Source organism: Flavobacterium limnophilum (assembly GCF_027111315.2).
Taxonomy (GTDB): Bacteria; Bacteroidota; Bacteroidia; order Flavobacteriales; family Flavobacteriaceae; genus Flavobacterium; species Flavobacterium limnophilum.
Genome location: NZ_CP114289.2, coordinates 363,454 through 381,952 on the forward strand (window position 1 = coordinate 363,454; position 18,499 = coordinate 381,952).

Below are 18,499 nucleotides of genomic sequence, written 5' to 3' on the forward strand. Positions count from 1 at the left end.
GAGAGTATTCTTGAATTTGTATCCCAAATATATAAAGAATACTTTAGGTAAAATACAATAACAAGTTAATATTTCCTTAATATACTGGGTTAATTAATGATTATTTTTTTGCTGTGTTCTCCTTTCGAAGTTTTTATTTTTACAATGTAAATTCCAGAAGGCATGTTTTTGATTGGAATCTGGATATTGGTTTGCTCTTTGTCTTTTGCATCCCAATTTGAAATAAATTGGCCTAATATGTTGTAAAGAGAAATTGCGTTTACCGTTGCATCTGGAATGTTGTTTTTGATTGTCAATATTTTATAATTGTTGGAAAACAAGACTATAATACCATCATTTGAATTGTTTTCAGTAAGGTCGAGTGCAATTTCAGTCGTTAGATTTTCAAATGTCAACGAGAAACGATTGTCGTGGTTTCCAACAGCAAGAGTTGTTTTGAAATTACTGTTTTTAAGATCATGATATATTCCTGTTTTGGTATCGTGTAAATAAATTTGGGTACTGGAAGTAACGTTTTCGAGTTCGTCAATTTTGATGGTTATCTCGCCTTCATTTGCCACGACTATTCCTAAAGGAATTATTCGGCTGGTATTGAAATCGGGCACGCCTTGAATCACGAATTGACTGTCGTTTATTATCCAATACATATCATTTTCATTGGTGTCAAACATAGGAGCATCATAACCTATATCAAAGAGATTGGTTGTATTAGAATCTGCACCAACCAATAATTGTCGATGTGCACCAACAGATGAATCGAAACCCAATCTAATTTTTGGTTTGGTTTGGGTGTTTGTTTTGGTATTTTCTCTTTTTTTCATGAAGACAGAATTAGGAACACTTTCCCTCATAAATACGCGTTGGCTGTTTTTGAAATTTAGGGTTCCTCCGCTAACTGTTGCAGCAGTTCCTGACAAGGCTGGGTCTATGTAGGCATCTACAAAGAAACCTTGTCCCACAGGAATGTATCGTTGTGGTACTTTTGAACCTGCTCCGCCAGCAGTTAAAGACGAGGTTCCAATGGCTTTGACTCCTCCAATTAAGGTGTAAGTGGCATAACCGCCTTCATATTCGGCTAAATAATGATTGTTGGATAACCCGAAATGATCCCAGAAATAGAGTGTACCATTGAAAACATTGACTCCGGCGCGACCAGCTAAATTGTCTAAAATGAATTCATCGGCATCAAGGGCAGAAGGATAGGGGTTTCCAACTAAATAGGTTTGGTCGAAAGTCAATGAAAGAGCGATATTTCCGTTATTTGGTTTTCCAACAAAAACATAGTTTTGGGTTGCATCGATTGCTGCAATTCCTCCCGTTCCTTTCATGGTAAAACCTTCTCCTGTTTTTAAAAGACCAGCATTTCCAATGTAGTTCCACTGAAAATAATCTTGCCATTCGGTATTCGTATCGAGTGTTTGAGAATTATAAGACCATATCCAACGGTTGCTCGTTAATATCGGAATTGATAAAGAGCCGTCGGCAAAATAGGCTCCGTCACCAAAAATTATGTTTTTAGGAATGGAAGAGTTTGTTCCGTCTTTCAAAACGCTTGCCGGCGAATAAGTTGTGTTATTGATTATTCCTTGAATATTGCTCACGGGTGATGACCAATAATTATAATTGAAACTATTTCGTTGCCCTTGCTGGTCGCGCTCGATATATCCTGAACTGGTTACGTCCAAGATGCTTTCGCTGAACTGGTTTGGAATATATCTTTTTTGTATCAATTGTGATTCACCCACTAAGTCAATAGTACCGTTTAGTTTTAAATAATGGGTAATCCAGAGTCCTTGACCGTCATTGTTTTCGATGGGTGAAGTCACAACAGGATCTGCGATGGTTAATTTTCCAGCTGTCGAAATTAAGCCCAATGCAGTAATGTCTTTATTTCCTGAATTGATGTTGTGGGCAGTTTGCACAATATTCCAATCTATTGGAGTTCCGTTATATCCAGTGCTATTGGGATAATCCCAAACCGAATCACCGTATTTCCATGGAGTTGTTCCAGTGCCTCGATCCATCCAATTGCCATCTCTTGTCGTTGTATAAGGCAAGGGAGCAGTTTCTTCTTGTGAACTCGTGATGTTTCTTAATTTGGCATCAACACCTTTTCCTCCATAAGGTTTGAGATAGCCGCAATCAATTTGGTTCATGCGATAATAGCCTATTAAATTGGTCCAAAATAGTTGTTGGTCATCGACTCCGTCTTTATTGACATCTGGGCCATTAATGTCAAGAGGCACAATTTCTCCTCTAACGGCAGTACCGTTATCGACAATTTGTTGGTTCATCATTTGGTGTATGTGTTCAGGACTCAAGCCTGTATTCCAGATTCGTAATTCATCTATCCATCCTGAAAAATGATTTACGGGTCTATTTGGCAAGTTTTCGGTTTGATTCATGGCTCCCGCAATACAGTCAGAATTATTGGTTATTGGTGCAGAACCAGCTGCGTTTGCTACTTCAATTCCGTCAATATACAATCTATAAATTCCACTATTGCGGGTAACGGCAACATGATACCATCTGCTGGTGGTTAATGTGAAAGGTGAAGCTATTTGGCTTCCATTGTTCCAATTAAATGACAGAATATTGCCTGTAAGTCTCAAGTCGTAGCCATCGATAGGATTATTTGCATTTCGTTTGGAAAGGATTGTTTGTATGTTGCTTAATGGATTTGCCGGTTGTGGATCTGGTTTTACCCATATTTCTATGCTAAAGTCAGTACCCAAACCATAATTATTTTTAAAAGTCACATAATCATCAACGCCATCAAAATCTACAACACTGCAGTTGGTCAATGTAACCTGTACATCACTGTAACAACCTGAAATGTCTAGTGTCCATCTCAAAGTATAGACTCCTGCATCTCCTGAAAAAGAAGAAGCTGGGCTTGAAATATTAGAAAAGCTATAGGTTCCACAGATGTTTGTAGTGGAAAAAACAGACCATTTTCCTGTTTCACCTGTGCCCGGATCATCACTGTAAGTATTTAGTGCCAATGGGTAGGCTCCATTAGTCTTGTTTTGGTCAGCTGATTTTGTGTTGTCGTAGGCATTGAGTTGAACTGTTCTTTCTCCGCATTCGGCATTGGTATATCCGATGGTTTCGCCTGCATAAGCATAATTTACTTTCACTGTTGCCATTGCCGTTCCATCCACATCATAAGCCCTGCATCCGTTAATCAAGGAAGTGGCTCCATATAAATGTGTTCCAGGTGCTGTAGGTGTAAAAGTATAGGCAGCGGCCAATTGATTTCTTATGATGTATTCGCCAGGAGTTCCAAGACCATCAGTCCATTCTATGATATCGCTATAAGGTTTAACCGGAATTGCGATATTGTCTATTGTCCAAGCACTTTCATCGGTTGTTCCAAAAAAGCTCCATTTAACCCTGACATTATCATTTCCAATATATTCAGATAGGTCAAAAGAGGAGTTGTCGTTTTGAAAATTAAAATAAGTGGTGGTAGAATTGTTGGATTTTGGTGCTTGGTATGGGTAAGGAACAGGAGCGCCGTGCGTATCTCCCCAAGAAAGGGCATGTGGACTTGTTCCTGTTAAATTTTGTAAAACAACAGTATAAGTCAATCCGCCATCTAACGATAATTCCAGTTTGGCATAGTCTCCTGCGTGAAGATTATAGGCTTGGTCAAATTGAATTGCGGCGGTTTTTAATCCTACAAGGCTAAATATGGGGGTTTCTAAAGTTGTTGGACCAACACCAAATTCAGCAATGTAAGCTGGGCTATTGAAATTACCATGGGCTATCCCAAATTTCAAATCATTTGAATTGTATTCAATTCTATATAATGTTCCAACGGGATGATTGTTCGTGCCTGACCAATTGTTGAATTTGGTGTTGTTTCCTGCTGCTGTCCATTGGGCACCCGCAACTTCTCCGTCAATTTTCCATTGTGTGGGATCCCATTTTTCTGGAAATTGTCCGCTATTGAAATCGCCTCCATCTCCAACTTCAACAGAAGAAGTATATCCGCTGCGAGCTACCAAAGTAACAGGGGTGTTTAGACAGATATTGAAATAATTTTGATCTAATACGGGAGGAACATCTGGTGGAATAGCGTGTACATTTAAAATATTGGAGTATCTGGTACAGTTTTCTACTTGTATTAGAACCCTAAATAATGTGGATTTAGTGTTGCTAAAATTAAAAACAATATTATAGGAATCAGTGGTGTTGGGAATAACACTCCATGCTGAATCTCCAGCTTCAAATTTTTCCCAGCGAACAATTGTGCCTACTTGACTCGATAAATTCATTGTTATCGGGTTTACTTCATCGGGACAAGATGTGATGGCAATATTTTCTGTTGGTGTCATTGCAGGAATTATGGTAGAAATGTAACCTACCAAAGTGCCTCCAGAAATAGGTGGTGCAGTCAGTATTATATTTTGCGTTTGGGTTGTTGAGTTGCCATTGCCGTCATCGTATGTCCAAGTAATTACCGTGGTTCCTTGTGTAGTAATTGGGAATGGAGTTGTTGTTGTGCCACTAATGATTCCTTTGCAATTATCGGTTGCCGTTGGAGGTGTTAATGTGTCTATTTGACAGCCCGAAATATTTAATGTCGGCAAACTTGCCACGTTTGCTGCTGGCACTATTGTATCGTCAATGATTACATTTTGAGTTCTTGTCGTAACATTGCCATTGCCATCATTAAATGCCCAAGTAACAACAAAAGTTCCTTGTGTATTGTAAGTTAAAGCATCATTTGTTGTTCCAGTAACTGTTCCGGCGCAGTTGTCGGAGGCTGTTGGGACAGTTAATGTTACAGAACATTGCGCCGTTACATTTGATAAAGTTACTGTTGGAGCTATATTGTCCACAACAGTTACTGAAAACGAACAAGTGGTAAAGTTGCCAGCGGCATCTTCTACTCGGTATGTTGCAGTAGTAATTCCTAAATTAAATACTTTGGTTCCTAGATTATTGATTCCTGTTGCTGCTGAATTGGCAATAGTTGCTCCGGTCAAAGCCCAAGTCAGTTTGATTACGGAACAATTGTCGGCCGTGGCTGGATTTGGTGTGACCACACTTGCTGTACAAGTTCCCGCGCCAACATTTTGTGAAATATTTGTTGGGCAAGTAATCGTAGGATTGATATTGTCTGTAATTGTTACCGTGTAAGAACAAGTTGCGGTGTTGTTTGCGGTATCTGAAACAATATAAGTGACCGTGGTAGTTCCTAAATTGAATACTCTTGTTCCAATGTTGTTGATGCCTGTTACTGCTGAAGTAGCTACAGTTGCTCCGGTCAAAGCCCAAGTCAATTTTGTTACGGAACAATTGTCGGCCGTGGCTGGATTTGGTGTTACCACACTTGCTGTACAAGTTCCCGTTCCAACATTTTGGGAAATATTTGTTGGGCAAGTAATTGTTGGATTCACGTTGTCGGTTACGGTTACCGTTTGGTTAGCTGTGGCAGTTCTTCCCGAGCCATCGGTTACTGTCCAAGTTACGGTTGTATTTCCCAAAGGGAAAGCGGCAGGAGCATTATTGGTTACCGAAGCCACGGAACAATTATCACCGGTTGTCGGTGTTCCAAGAGTTAGTCCGGTTGCGGTGCAAGCGGTGTTGGTGGTTGTGGCAATATTTGCTGGAGCGGTAATTGTCGGATTGATGTTGTCAACAACGGTTATGGTATAAGAACAGGTTGCAAAATTGCCAGCGGCATCTTCTACTCGGTATGTTGCAGTAGTAATTCCTAAATTAAATACTTTGGTTCCTAAATTATTGATTCCTGTTACTGCTGAAGTAGCTACAGTTGCTCCAGTCAATGCCCAAGTCAATTTGGTTACGGAACAATTGTCGGCCGTGGCTGGATTTGGTGTAATGACACTAGCCGTACAAGTTCCCGCGCCAACATTTTGTGAAATATTTGTTGGGCAAGTAATTGTAGGATTGATATTGTCTGTAATTATTACCGTGTAAGAACAAGTTGCGGTGTTGTTTGCGGCATCTGAAACAATATAAGTGACCGTGGTAGTTCCTAAATTGAATACCCTTGTTCCAATGTTGTTGATTCCTGTTGCGGCAGAACTTGCGATGGTTGCTCCGGTCAAAGCCCAAGTCAATTTTGTTACGGAACAATTGTCGGCCGTGGCTGGATTTGGTGTTACCACACTTGCTGTACAAGTTCCTGCCCCGACATTTTGGGAAATATTTGTTGGGCAAGTAATTGTTGGATTCACGTTGTCGGTTACGGTTACCGTTTGGTTAGCTGTGGCAGTTCTTCCCGAGCCATCGGTTACTGTCCAAATTACGGTTGTATTGCCCAAAGGGTAAGCTGCAGGAGCATTATTGGTTACCGAAGCCACGGAACAATTATCACCGGTTGTAGGTGTTCCAAGAGCGACTCCTGTTGCTGTGCAAGCGGTGTTGGTGGTTGTGGCAATATTTGCTGGAGCGGTAATTGTCGGATTGATGTTGTCAACAACGGTTATGGTATAAGAACAGGTTGCAAAATTGCCAGCGGCATCTTCTACTCGGTATGTTGCAGTAGTAATTCCTAAATTAAATACTTTGGTTCCTAGATTATTGATTCCTGTTGCTGCTGAATTGGCAATAGTTGCTCCGGTCAAAGCCCAAGTCAGTTTGATTACGGAACAATTGTCGGCCGTGGCTGGATTTGGTGTGACCACACTTGCTGTACAAGTTCCCGCGCCAACATTTTGTGAAATATTTGTTGGGCAAGTAATCGTAGGATTGATATTGTCTGTAATTGTTACCGTGTAAGAACAAGTTGCGGTGTTGTTTGCGGCATCTGAAACAATATAAGTGACCGTGGTAGTTCCTAAATTGAATACTCTTGTTCCAATGTTGTTGATGCCTGTTACTGCTGAAGTAGCTACAGTTGCTCCGGTCAAAGCCCAAGTCAATTTTGTTACGGAACAATTGTCGGCCGTGGCTGGATTTGGTGTTACCACACTTGCTGTACAAGTTCCCGTTCCAACATTTTGGGAAATATTTGTTGGGCAAGTAATTGTTGGATTCACGTTGTCGGTTACGGTTACCGTGTAAGAACAAGTTGCGGTGTTGTTTGCGGCATCTGAAACAATATAAGTGACCGTGGTAGTTCCTAAATTGAATACTCTTATTCCAATGTTGTTGATTCCTGTTGCTGCTGAATTAGCAATAGTTGCTCCGGTCAAAGCCCAAGTCAGTTTGGTTACGGAACAATTGTCGGCCGTGGCTGGATTTGGTGTTACCACACTTGCTGTACAAGTTCCCGTTCCAACATTTTGTGAAATATTTGCCGGGCAGGTAATTGTTGGATTCACGTTGTCGGTTACGGTTACCGTTTGGTTAGCTGTGGCAGTTCTTCCCGAGCCATCGGTTACTGTCCAAATTACGGTTGTATTGCCCAAAGGGTAAGCTGCAGGAGCATTATTGGTTACCGAAGCCACGGAACAATTATCACCGGTTGTCGGTGTTCCAAGAGTTAGTCCGGTTGCGGTGCAAGCTGTGTTGGTCGTGGTGTTTATGGTTGCGGGAGCGGTGATTGTTGGGTTGATATTGTCGGTAACTGTTACTGTTTGGTTAGCCGTTGCGGTATTTCCCGAACCATCGGTTACTGTCCAAATTACGGTTGTATTGCCCAAAGGGAAAGCGGCAGGAGCATCATTGGTTACCGAAGCCACGGAACAATTATCACCGGTTGTCGGTGTTCCAAGAGCGACTCCTGTTGCTGTGCAAGCGGTGTTGGTGGTTGTGGCAATATTTGCTGGAGCGGTAATTGTCGGATTGATGTTGTCAACAACGGTTATGGTATAAGAACAGGTTGCAAAATTGCCAGCGGCATCTTCTACTCGGTATGTTGCAGTAGTAATTCCTAAATTAAATACTTTGGTTCCTAGATTATTGATTCCTGTTGCTGCTGAATTGGCAATAGTTGCTCCGGTCAAAGCCCAAGTCAGTTTGATTACGGAACAATTGTCGGCCGTGGCTGGATTTGGTGTGACCACACTTGCTGTACAAGTTCCCGCGCCAACATTTTGTGAAATATTTGTTGGGCAAGTAATCGTAGGATTGATATTGTCTGTAATTGTTACCGTGTAAGAACAAGTTGCGGTGTTGTTTGCGGCATCTGAAACAATATAAGTGACCGTGGTAGTTCCTAAATTGAATACTCTTGTTCCAATGTTGTTGATGCCTGTTACTGCTGAAGTAGCTACAGTTGCTCCGGTCAAAGCCCAAGTCAATTTTGTTACGGAACAATTGTCGGCCGTGGCTGGATTTGGTGTTACCACACTTGCTGTACAAGTTCCCGTTCCAACATTTTGGGAAATATTTGTTGGGCAAGTAATTGTTGGATTCACGTTGTCGGTTACGGTTACCGTGTAAGAACAAGTTGCGGTGTTGTTTGCGGCATCTGAAACAATATAAGTGACCGTGGTAGTTCCTAAATTGAATACTCTTATTCCAATGTTGTTGATTCCTGTTGCTGCTGAATTAGCAATAGTTGCTCCGGTCAAAGCCCAAGTCAGTTTGGTTACGGAACAATTGTCGGCCGTGGCTGGATTTGGTGTTACCACACTTGCTGTACAAGTTCCCGTTCCAACATTTTGTGAAATATTTGTTGGGCAAGTAATTATAGGATTCACATTGTCGGTTACGGTTACCGTTTGATTTGCCGTTGCGGTATTTCCCGAACCATCGGTTACTGTCCAAATTACGGTTGTATTGCCCAAAGGGAAGGCTGCAGGAGCATTATTGGTTACCGAAGCCACGGAACAATTATCTGCGGTTGTAGGTGTTCCAAGAGCTACGCTGGTTGCTGTGCAAGCCGTGTTGGTTGTTGTGTTTATGGTTGCGGGAGCGGTGATTGTTGGGTTGATATTGTCGGTTACTGTTACTGTTTGGTTAGCCGTTGCGGTATTTCCCGAGCCATCGGTTACTGTCCAAATTACGGTTGTATTGCCCAAAGGGTAAGCTGCAGGAGCATTATTGGTTACCGAAGCCACGGAACAATTATCACCGGTTGTTGGTGTTCCAAGAGTTATTCCGGTTGCGGTGCAAGCCGTGTTGGTCGTGGTGTTTATGGTTGCGGGAGCCGTGATTGTTGGATTTACATTGTCGGTTACGGTTACCGTTTGGTTAGCCGTTGCGGTATTTCCCGAACCATCGGTTACTGTCCAAATTACGGTTGTATTGCCCAAAGGGTAAGCTGCAGGAGCATTATTGGTTACCGAAGCCACGGAACAATTATCACCGGTTGTCGGTGTTCCAAGAGCGACTCCTGTTGCTGTGCAAGCGGTGTTGGTGGTTGTGGCAATATTTGCTGGAGCGGTAATTGTCGGATTGATGTTGTCAACAACGGTTATGGTATAAGAACAGGTTGCAAAATTGCCAGCGGCATCTTCTACTCGGTATGTTGCAGTAGTAATTCCTAAATTAAATACTTTGGTTCCTAAATTATTGATTCCTGTTGCTGCTGAATTGGCAATAGTTGCTCCGGTCAAAGCCCAAGTCAATTTGGTTACGGAACAATTGTCGGCCGTGGTTGGATTTGGTGAGACCACACTTGCTGTACAAGTTCCCGCGCCAACATTTTGTGAAATATTTGTTGGGCAAGTAATTGTAGGATTTACATTGTCGGTTACGGTTACCGTTTGATTTACCGTTGCGGTATTTCCAGAGCCATCGGTTACTGTCCAAGTTACGGTTGTATTGCCCAAAGTGAAAGCTGCAGGAGCATCATTGGTTACCGAAGCCACGGAACAATTATCACTGGTTGTAGGTGTTCCAAGAGTTATTCCGGTTGCGGTGCAAGCTGTGTTGGTTGTCGTGTTTATGGTTGCGGGAGCCGAGATTATTGGATTTACATTGTCGGTTACGGTTACCGTTTGGTTAGCCGTTGCGGTATTTCCTGAACCATCGGTTACTGTCCAAATTACGGTTGTATTGCCCAAAGTGAAAGCTGCAGGAGCATCATTGGTTACCGAAGCCACGGAACAATTATCACTGGTTGTAGGTGTTCCAAGAGTTATTCCGGTTGCGGTGCAAGCTGTGTTGGTTGTCGTGTTTATGGTTGCGGGAGCGGTGATTGTTGGGTTGATATTGTCGGTTACTGTTACTGTTTGGTTAGCCGTTGCGGTATTTCCTGAACCATCGGTTACTGTCCAAATTACGGTTGTATTGCCCAAAGTGAAAGCTGCAGGAGCATCATTGGTTACCGAAGCCACGGAACAATTGTCGGCTGTAATTGGAGTTCCAAGAGCGACTCCGGTTGCTGTGCAAGCTGTGTTGGTTATCGTGTTTATGGTTGTTGGAGCCGTGATTGTTGGATTTACATTGTCGGTTACGGTTACCGTTTGATTTGCCGTAGCAGTATTTCCCGAACCATCGGTAACAGTCCAAGTTACGATTGTATTGCCCAATGGGAAAGCGGCAGGAGCATTATTGGTTACCGAAGCCACGGAACAATTATCACCGGTTGTCGGTGTTCCAAGAGCGACTCCGGTTGCTGTGCAAGCCGTGTTGGTTGTCGTGTTTATTGTTGTTGGAGCCGTTATTGTTGGATTTACATTGTCGGTTACGGTTACCGTGTAAGAACAAGTTGCGGTGTTGTTTTCGGCGTCTGAAGCAATATAAGTAACGGTTGTTGTTCCTAAATTAAATATCTGTGTTCCCAAGTTGTTGATTCCTGTTGTTGCTGAATTGGCAATGGTTGCTCCAGTCAAAGCCCAAGTCAATTTGGTTACGGAACAATTGTTTCCTATGGTTGGATTAGCTGATGTTATACTTGCTGTACAAGTTCCGATATCGACATTTTGCGAGATATTTGTAGGGCAAGTGACGGTAGGATTGATTATTGTGAAATTTGCTTGAAAATTATTTCCTGAATTGTTTGTGAATTTTTGAAGATCACAATTTCCGGAACCTAGATCACCTTTGGATTCATAATAAATTTCGAGGGTATAATTGCCGGCACTTAAACCATTTGTGAAATCTATATTTAAAGCATAATCTTTCCATTTTTGTTCGCTATTTAAATTGGAACAAGAACCAATTCCATCATCGAAAATACTGGCTGTACAATTGTAAACATTATTCAAAGAAATTGAATTAAAGCTTCCAGACGGAAGGCCTGTTGGATAAACACGCCAAAAAAGGGAACTATTGCAAATATTTCCTGTACCGCTTTTCCATGTTTTTATTTCGCCTGCGGTTATTTTGGCACAGCTAGAATTAATTCCAAAAGTACCCAGATTTGAGCCATTGAATGGGGTTAATCCAATATCACCAGAGGTATTGTAAAGTGTAGTGTTAATTTGTATTCCAGATGCGAATTGGCCAAAATCCTGTCCATACCCGAATGAATAGCTAAAAAATAATGCAAATATGAAAAAGTAGTTTTTCTTCATAGTATTTACATTTTAAAATCAAAAATCTAAGGTTTAGGTTTGATTTTGTTTGTAGTTATCTCAAAGTTAGGTATTTATGTAGATATATTGATGGATTAATTTTTTATTCCGATTAACGGATTTGTTTAATCGATAAAATGCTTTCTTAACAATTTATTTTTTTGTTTTTATATAAAACCTGTTTTTCTTTTTTTTGAATATTTTTTTGTTTAAAAAAAGGACTTTTTAGGTAAAATAAAATTCGGTTCTATTTTTGTTGTAGTAAATTGATTTTAAAATTGTTAAATAATTTTAAAAGTGTTTTTGATTCAATTTGTAACATATAAAAAAAAGCTGCCCATAAGGAACAACTTTAATTTTTGGATTATTTGATTTTAGGGAATAATGATTTTTTTGCTGCTTTCGCCATTTGTAGTTTTGACTTTGGCAATATAAATTCCAGAAGGCATATTTTTTATTGGAATTCGAATATTTTGTTGATCTTGATTTTCAATTTTCCAAGAGGAAATGGATTGACCAAGAATATTGTAAAGACTCACTTTTTCAACGTTGACATCCAATAAGTTGTTGTTTATTAGAAGCATATTTCCATTTTGAATAGGCGTGATTTCGATACTGTCAATTGAATGCTGTTCGACTTTTAGTGTTTTATCCATAAATCGAAGCGAGAATCGAGAATCATCCGTACCCACTGGCAAAACAACTTCATAGGCTTGTTCTCTAATGTTGTGATAGGTGTCTGAAAGATTGTCATGTATAAAAATGGGTTGATCTGGAGGAATATTTTCCAAAGCATCAATCACGAATGACACTTTGCCTTCGATATCAGCTTTTACGCCAATTGGGAGCGAGGCATTTGCATCAAAAAAGCCTACGCCTTGAATTACTAATTGGTTTTCTCTCACCAAAAAGCACATATCGTTTGGAAAATCATCGATGTTTAAGGCATCATAACCATAATCTATTTCGCTTGTCGCTTTTTCATTCATGAATCCCAACAAAACTTGACGATGGTAGGCATTGTTGGTATTGTATCCCAAGCGAATTTTCATAAAATTCTCGGCAACAATTTGGTCATTGTTATTGCTTCCCAATGTTTGTGTTTTTTTATTGGAGCTAGTTCTAAACAGACTATTCGAAACTCCTGTTTCGTCTTCTTTATGAAAACCTCTTTGGCTATTTTTAAATGTAACTGTTCCACCAGTGGTTAAATTTCCATTGACGAAAAATCCTTGTCCCACGGGAACGAATTGTTCTGGAATTCTAGTGCTGGAGCCTAGGCCACTAATTAATGTTGGCGAAACGGGAGCTACTCCGCCAATAAGATTTCTTTCGGCATATCCACCTTGATAATCTTTTAAAATATGAGTGTTGTTGGTAGTGTAATGTTCCCAGAAATACAAAGTGCCATCTATGGAACCTGAATTGTCGTTTATAAATGCTGTTGCATCCAAAGCCGACGGATAAGGATTTCCTGTAAGCAATAATTGATCTATGTCAACGTAGTTCGTGGTTATCGACCCATTATTTGGTTTTCCGGTAAAGACATAATTTTGGGATACTGAAGCTCCACTTCCTTTCAAGGTAAATCCTTGGCCCACTCGGATTGGGGTGGTTTCCTGTATTTGATTCCAATTGGAATAAGCATTGGCATAATTGTCAAAAGTATAGAGCCAGTATCTTGCCAAACTTATGGGTGACGTTGGAGCACCATCATAACCGCTTGTCCAGTTGATATTTGCTGGAGCTGAAGGATTTGTCCCGTCTTTCATTACACCGTTAACAGAATAATTGTTGTTGTTGCTCATAATGTTTATAGGACTTACCGGTGAACTCCAATAGTTGTAATTGTATAGATTGGATTGTCCTTGTTGGTCTCTTTCGATGAAACCGGAACTGGTGACGTCTAAATCGCTTTCTGTAGTTTGTACCAATTGTGATTTTCCAACCAAATCTATTTTCCCGTCTAATTTCAGATACCAATCATTTTGTGTTTTGTTGTCATTATTGATTAAGATGGTTTTTCCTGAATCGACAAGCATACCTAAATCAATGTTGTTTGAGGTTTCCGTAATATCGTGTTGCACTTTTACAATAGACCAGTCTTGATCCATTATGTCCATTCCCCGGATTTCTTTTGTTGGGCTGTTTACTGCTGTTGCAAAATCTCCGGTTCGCTCTGTCAAGAAAGGCATTGGAGCTTGTTGCACATAAATATTTTTGTGGTTGTATATTTTTGTACCCGTAACGTCAATGGCTGGAGTGGTCAAGTCATCGATAATATCGTCTTTGTAATTGTCCATTCTGTAATAACGCAACAAATTAGCGAAAGGCAAAGAAGCTGGTGATGTAGCCACGTTTTTAGGAACAATTTCTCCTCTAATTTCGGAGCCAAAGTCTTTGATTTCTTGGTACACCATTCTTTGCAATTGAGAATCAGTCAAAGCGGCATTAAAAACACGTACTTCGTCTATTTTTCCCTTGAAGTATTTGTCGTTTGCAGAAGGGTTTTTTCCGATTGTCAATAGTGATGCATCAGCCGAAATGGCTCCAGCAGCGGCTTGAGTGAGCACTAAATTCCCGTTTAAATATAATTTCAAATTCCCGCCACCGTAAACTGCCGCCACGTTATACCATTGCGATACATTTAATGCGGCGTTGTAAGTTGCTGTAGTGCCATTTACAACTGCTTCCAGTTTCTTGGTACTTGAAATTCGGATTTGGAAATTATTTTGACCTACAATAATTCCATCGCTGGCGAAAGCTGAATTTAAATCAATCCAGGCCATAAGTGAAGCATTGGATAAACCACCAAGAATTGCGGTGCTTTGCCCATAATCATTTCGACCATCGAAGTCCAAAAATAATTTGGTATGCAAATCTCTTGGCGAACCAAAATAAGCAGTATTGGTATCGAATGCGTCTAGAATACCGTCTTTGTCTATGTCGGTTGTGCCATCTATAATTCCATCGCCATTCGTGTCTAATGTTTTGTAGTCATAAATCAAAAGGGTGTTGGTTATGTCAAATGTGGTTCCATTTGATTTGACATCAAGATAATCTGGAATTCCGTCACCATCAGTATCATTTAGATAGGTTGTGGCAGGATTTGCATTTGCAATTCCTTGGGATAAATTTCCGTATTGACTGCTAAAAGTACCTCCAGTTCCATAATCATAAATATCCAATATCCCGTCACCAAAACCTTCGACAACCGTATCGCCATTCGTGTCTTTGCTTCTGAAAGTTTCTGATTCTGGACCATCGCCCACGCCATCACCATTGATGTCGCCGTCGCCATTAACGTAACCCGTTACAGCATTTGTGTTTCCTGCACCCGATTCATCCACATCAAAAAGACTGTCGTTGTCGCTGTCCAAATCAATGTAATTTGGAATGCCGTCTCCGTCAGAATCCAATGCTTGTACTGCAGCTGTAGGTTCAGCGCTATCGAGTAAACCATTGGCGTTAGCATCTACCCAAGCTGTGTCAATTTTTCCTTTTCCGTTGCTTGTGTTCCCCAATCCAGCTTCAATAACATCTTCGATTCCATCGTTGTCTGCATCTAAATCAAAGACATCGGCTACTCCATCATTGTCTAAATCGCATAATTGTTGGGTAATTAATATGTCATCCAATGCTAAATCATTTCCAATACCCCCCGTTTCATTATTGATAAATATTACTTTAAAGGTATTCACGCTAAAGGTTAAATTTGCCGTGAATTGTTGCCAATTGCCAGATAGATTTCCGGCAGTTGTTGGTGCAATTGCAAGTGTATTTATAGTTTGCAAAACGTTGTCGTTAATGTCCCTGAATTCAACCCTGATGTTTGGTCTTAAACGAGTGGCAATGTTTGGAGCATCAGTTCGGTCAAGATTAAGTACCCAAAAACTATAGGTAATCGGGATGTTGGGCAAAGCTCCCGTAATCAATGCCGTATAGAAAATTCCGGGTGTGTATGAGGCATTAAATATAGCCATTCGCCCATTTACATCACCAGTGTGGTCCACTCCTTTGTACCAGAACTGGTCAGCCCAAGACGCTACTTGTGCACTGGAACCCACGGTGTATTTACCATCATTTAACTCTGTGCTTAAGCCGCTGCCTTCCACATCGGTAGGGGTAGAGGCGTCTTGAAAACTATAAGATGTTGTGGCTTCATAAGTGGTATTGATGGTTGTTCTGCTTCCAGACCCAAAAGTTTCGTTCAAGAACTTATAATTTACCTTGTGTCCATTCGAATTGTTGCAATTGGTTTCTTCGGTTATGTCTCGAATACCGTCATTGTCATCATCAACATCAACATTGTCGAATACTCCATCTTCATCACTGTCAAAATAAGTTTGTATTGCAGTTCCTTGAATAGTAAAAGTATAGGAACTTTCGTCAGAATCATTATTGGCGATTGTTACTATTGCTGTTCTTGATGTAGGGGCGAGAACGTTTGTTGGATTAAATTGAATTGAAAATGAGGTTGTGCCCAGACTGGTTACTGGAGTTGTGGGTTGGCTTGTGACCGTAAAATCAGCACTTCCTGAAACGCTAACCAGGGGAGTTCCACTTAAACTTAAATTGCTGCCACCATAATTTCGGATAGTAAATGTTTTTACTGTATTGGTTAAAATTTGATTACTGCCAAAATCAGTAAAATCGTCTATTGATGGTGTGCTGTCGCCATTTACAATTGAATTTGAGTTTCCTTGTACGTCAATTTCTGAAACGCCCGCTGCTGTTGCAATCCCATTACCTTCAATTGAAAAGTTATAAGTTCCTTCAGAGGCATCACTGTTGACTATTGAAATTGTGGCACTTCTTGCTCCAGTTCCAGTTGGAGTGAAAGTTATGGTAAATGTGGTTTGGCTTGTTCCTGCTATTGAAGAAGTGATAGAAGAAGCGACAAATTCGCTTGAATTTACTCCTGTTATTGTTCTGGATGTAATACTCAAACTGGCTGTTCCTGTATTTTTGATAGTATATGTTCTTACTAATGGAGAACCCACAAAAGAATCTCCTAAATTGGTGAAGTTTGATGTTGAGGTAAAAGTACTATTGTCAGGTATTGAATTGCTGTTTCCTAAAATGTCAATTTCTGCTGCAGCTCCAAATACAACTCCGGTTCCCCTGATATTAAAATTATATGGATTTTCATTACTGTCATTATTTACTATAGAAATTGCTGCATTTCTTGTTCCGGCTGTTGCGGTATTGAAAGTTATGGCAAAGGTCGTAGAACTTCCTGGCGCTACTGTTGCACTTGGAGAAGTTGAGATAGAAAAATCGGCCGCGGCGGTTCCTGAAAATGTGATGGCGCCAATGGTCAAAGTAGTCGATCCTGTATTATAAATGGAGTAATTTCGTGTGGTGGGAGTTCCAGTGTAATTCTCTCCAAATTCAGTAAAATCGGGAATGTTATAAGCGGTATCGCCATCAGGAATATAAGTCGAGTTTGCTAGAATAGCTATTTCGGAACCGGCATTCAATGCAGCTGCCGTAGATTGAATTTTAAAATCATACGCAGCTTCGTTGCTGTCGTTATTGTTGATAGTCAATATTGCGGATCGAAGTCCAGCAGTAGCTGTATTAAACGTAACCACAAATGTTGAAGAGGTTCCAGCTGCAATTGTGGTGCTAGGAGGTGTAGTCACTGTAAAATCTCCAGGATTCAATCCTGAGAAAGCAATGGAACTAACCGTTAATGCTCCAGCACCCGTGTTTTGGATTAGAAAAGTTTTTGAAATGGGTGTTCCTACAACACTTTCTCCAAAGTCTGTAAAATCGATATACTGTGGGGTTATGTCGCCATCTCCAATAGAATAGGTGTTTCCTTGAACGTTTATTTCGGGGTAATTTACCGTGGCCACAACTGGTATTCGGGGCGATGAAATACAACCGCCATTGTTTACTTCTAAATAATAAGTTGTGTTTGTTGTTATACTTGGAGTAGTATAACTAGTTCCTGTTCCTAGTAAACTACCGCCTGTAAGTGCAGAATACCAAGAAATAGTTCCTGCCGATGCTGTTGCACCTAAAGTAACTGTTCCGGCTAGATCCCTAGAATTGGGTATTGTACTTGTGATTTTTGGGCTAATAATGGGACTTACGGCTAAAGTTCTTGCAGTTCCTGTACCACAAGTATTTGAAGGGGTAACTGTAATAGTTCCAGTATTTCCATTGGTTGTTACGGTAACAGAATTAGTTGTCCCGCCAGCAGTTTGTGACCAACCCGAAGGGAAAGTCCAATTGTATGTTGTTCCAGCAACATTGGTTACACTATAAATTTGGGAAGTTCCAGAGCAAGGCGATGCACTTCCTGTAATTGTGCTGGGTTGTGCCGGTATTGTGATTAAAGTTGATGTTAATGTGTTTGTTAATGTTGTCCCGGTTGTTAATCCAGCAATAGTTCCTGATCCTGATTTTGTAATGTTTACTGCACCAGATGCCGCTGTAGCTCTTATTTGTATTCCTGCAATGGTCATGACATCAAGTTGTGTGGTTCCGGTAGAGCTGTATGTTATCGTAATTTGCGTAGCCGAGTTTACTATTCCAGCTGCAGCTGTAATGTTTTTTCCAGCTGCAAATGTTACAGTTGGATTAACAGTTGTGTCAAATTGGAAATTTGCAGGTGCAGTAAGCACTATAGTTCCGCCTACAGCAGCCGAAAAGTCACTACCGCTACCTTCAGTAATTACAATGTTTCCTAAAGTGGAGTAGCTTGATGGGAAAGAACAAGTTGATATGGTTAAAGAGGGTTTGGTAATAGTTACAGTTGCATTTGCCATATTATTAAAGACTAAACTTAATAATATCACTAATGAGAAAGGTAATTTTCTATAAAGTAGAGTATTTTTTTTCATAACGTTATTATCAATTAATCGTCAGAATCTCTTTTTGTAAAAATAAATTTTGTTACAAGCTCATTTTCAATTCATAAAGGTATTTATAATCATTTTAAAACCAGACAAAAGGCTTAAATAATCGACTAAATACACATTGTTAGATATTATATAAGAAAATGCTTTTTTTTATGATAAGGTAAATATATGGTTGCGTATTAAAATTATGGAATAAAAAAAAACCTCTTGACTCCAAGATGTAGGAGAGAAGAG

The 18,499-nt window shown here is 40.3% G+C and carries 2 protein-coding genes; both read right to left on the reverse strand.

Annotation, left to right across the window (positions count from 1 at the left end; translation table 11 throughout):
* Positions 1 to 89: 89 nt before the first annotated feature.
* Positions 90 to 11,390: an HYR domain-containing protein gene (locus OZP13_RS01620; RefSeq protein WP_281298409.1), complete on the reverse strand. Its 11,301-nt coding sequence runs from the start codon at positions 11,388 to 11,390 to the stop codon at positions 90 to 92.
* A 374-nt stretch (positions 11,391 to 11,764) separates the two neighbouring features.
* Entirely contained in the window at positions 11,765 to 18,172 is a 6,408-nt protein-coding gene (locus OZP13_RS01625; RefSeq protein ID WP_281298410.1) for a choice-of-anchor D domain-containing protein, read from the reverse strand.
* Between the last annotated feature and the right edge of the window lie 327 nt (positions 18,173 to 18,499).

Excerpts from the sequence above, each read along its gene's own strand:
- OZP13_RS01620 (WP_281298409.1), bottom strand. The coding sequence starts at position 11,390 with ATGAAGAAAAACTACTTTTTCATATTTGCATTATTTTTTAGCTATTCA.
- OZP13_RS01625 (WP_281298410.1), bottom strand. The coding sequence starts at position 18,172 with ATGGCAAATGCAACTGTAACTATTACCAAACCCTCTTTAACCATATCA.